At 79.4% G+C, this 476-nt stretch carries 1 protein-coding gene; it reads right to left on the reverse strand.

Going from position 1 to position 476, the window contains the following annotated elements:
* A partial coding sequence (locus CRM73_RS19550) for a glycerate kinase (RefSeq protein ID WP_229588847.1) occupies positions 1 to 476 on the reverse strand: 476 nt, incomplete at both ends.

Genomic DNA, 476 nt, shown 5'->3' on the forward strand with positions numbered 1-476 from the left:
AGGCCCAGCCGCCCGGCCACGGCCACGACGGGCACCCCCCGGGCCGCGGCCAGCGCGGCCGCGGCGAGCGGCGCCTTGCCCTGCAGCGACTGGGCGTCCAGCGACCCCTCGCCGACGACGAGCAGGTCCGCGTCCTCGAGCTGCTCCTCGAGCCCCACGAGGGAGGACACGAGGTCGAAGCCGCGCTCGAGCGTCGCCGGGGTCAGGGCCAGGAAGCCGGACGGGAAGCCGCCGGCGGCGCCGGCCCCCGGGAGCAGGAACGGACGGGCGCCCTCGAGACCGGCCAGCAGCCCGGCCCAGCGCCGGAGCGCGGCGTCCAGCTCGCGCCGGGCATCGCGGTTCGCGCCCTTCTGCGGGGCGAAGACGTGCGCGGCCCCGTCGGGGCCGTGCAGCGGGTTCTGCACGTCCACGGCCAGCCGCAGCCGCACCGTGCGCAGCCTCGGGTCCAGGGCGGAGACGTCCAGGCGGGCGGCGAG

It is taken from the genome of Kocuria sp. CCUG 69068 (assembly GCF_020833785.1).
Taxonomy (GTDB): domain Bacteria; phylum Actinomycetota; class Actinomycetes; order Actinomycetales; family Micrococcaceae; genus Kocuria; species Kocuria rosea.